The 1,575-nt window shown below is 60.3% G+C and carries 1 protein-coding gene; it reads left to right on the top strand.

The features are described from left to right. Window positions 1–234: 234 nt before the first annotated feature. Window positions 235–1,575: dicarboxylate/amino acid:cation symporter (locus FS320_RS43105; RefSeq protein WP_152718616.1), on the top strand; the 1,341-nt coding region annotated here is incomplete at its 3' end.

Here is a 1,575-nt window from a genome sequence, read left to right as displayed (position 1 = left end):
TTGGCGGATCTTAGTGCGAGATTTCGCCACGGGGAAGGCAGCCAGCGCGGAAATCCGCACAAGCATACTGCACAAGGCTTCCGAAATACCTGAGAACCACGCGATTCGCTCGTTGATTGGTTTGGCACGGCTCTTGCGGTTGACATCGCAGCCGCATTCGACCGGAGCGCCGCGACGGGAGAAGACCGGGGCGGGACGAAGAGCCCGCCCCGACCCGGCCAGGGAGAGAAATACATGCTGCCCCCACAAGCCCACAGCGCAAACCGTGCGCCCCACAAACGCTTTCATGCTCAGCTTTACGTGCAGGTGCTTGCCGCGATCACCCTCGGTATCGCACTTGGCCATTTCTATCCGGAGATCGGCGAGAGCCTGAAGCCGCTCGGCGATGCCTTCATCAAGCTCGTCAAGATGATCATCGCACCGGTGATCTTTCTGACCGTTGCAACCGGTATTGCCGGCACGAGTGATCTGCAGAAGGTCGGCCGGGTCGCCGGCAAGGCCATGATCTACTTCCTCACCTTCTCGACGCTCGCCCTGATCGTCGGCCTCATCGTCGCCAATGTGATTCAGCCGGGCGCCGGCCTCAACATCGATCCGGCCTCGCTCGATGTCCAGGTCGTGAATACTTATGCCGCCAAGGCCCACGAGCAGTCCGTGACGGGCTTCCTGATGAACATCATCCCGGCCACGATCGTCGGCGCCTTTGCGGAAGGCGACATCCTGCAGGTGCTGTTCTTCTCGGTCTTCTTCGGTATTGCGCTGGCGATGGTCGGAGAGACAGGTAAGCCGGTCCTTTCCTTCCTCCAGGCGCTCACCGCGCCTGTCTTCAAGCTGGTTAGCATCCTGATGAAAGCAGCCCCAATCGGCGCCTTCGGCGCAATGGCCTTCACGATCGGCAAGTATGGCATCGGCTCAGCTATCAACCTCGCGATGTTGGTCGGGACGTTTTATATCACCGCCTTCCTCTTTGTGTTCGGGGTTCTCGGCGCCGTCTGCCGTTACAATGGCTTCTCGATCTTTTCTCTCATCCGCTACATCAAGGAAGAGCTGCTGCTGGTCCTCGGAACGTCGTCCTCGGAGGCTGCGCTGCCCTCTCTTATGGAGAAGATGGAGAAGGCCGGCGCCAAGCGTTCGGTGGTGGGTCTCGTCATCCCGACTGGATATTCCTTCAATCTGGATGGCACCAACATCTACATGACGCTGGCGGCGCTTTTTATCGCGCAGGCGACGAATACGGATCTGTCAATTAGCGATCAGGTCCTCCTGCTGCTCGTTGCGATGCTTTCCTCGAAGGGCGCAGCAGGTGTCACAGGGGCTGGCTTCATCACCCTGGCCGCCACGCTCTCCGTAGTGCCGAGCGTTCCCGTTGCCGGCATGGCTCTGATCCTTGGCATCGACCGCTTCATGTCCGAATGCCGGGCGCTGACGAATTTCGTCGGTAACGCGGTGGCATCGCTCGTCGTTGCCCGCTGGGAGGGTGAGTTGGACCAAGCGCAGTTGAAAGCTGCCCTTCGCGGCCGTCCGCTCGCCGAGACAGTAACCGCTCAACCACCAATCGCGCACCCGCCGAGGAAG

Source organism: Microvirga tunisiensis, assembly GCF_009296175.1.
GTDB classification, from domain to species: domain Bacteria; phylum Pseudomonadota; class Alphaproteobacteria; order Rhizobiales; family Beijerinckiaceae; genus Microvirga; species Microvirga tunisiensis.
The sequence above is the reverse complement of the archived record's forward strand: the minus strand, read 5'-3'. Positions and strand labels throughout refer to the sequence as shown.